Genomic DNA, 227 nt, shown 5'->3' with positions numbered 1-227 from the left:
ATCCGCTGGCGCCACCAGGTCACCGGCATTGCCACGCGCGACGACGGCGCGCTGCTGACCGTCCACACCCCCGACGGCGACTACGCGCTGGACGCCGCCTGGGTGCTGGCCTGCGACGGCTCGCGCTCGCCGCTGCGTGGCCTGATGGGGCTGGAGAGCAAGGGGCGCATCTTCCGCGACCGCTTTTTGATTGCCGACGTGAAGATGGCGGCCGATTTCCCGACCGA

Annotated in this window: 1 protein-coding gene; it reads left to right on the top strand. The window is 70.5% G+C overall.

Annotated features, from left to right (window positions below; all coding sequences use genetic code 11):
• Positions 1 to 227, top strand: a 227-nt coding sequence (locus tag HA630_RS27230; RefSeq protein WP_208299877.1) for an FAD-dependent monooxygenase, incomplete at both ends; no start/stop codon positions are given.

Source organism: Aquabacterium sp. A08, assembly GCF_011742065.1.
Note: the sequence above shows the minus strand (reverse complement) of the source record. Positions and strands in the feature narration are given on the sequence as shown.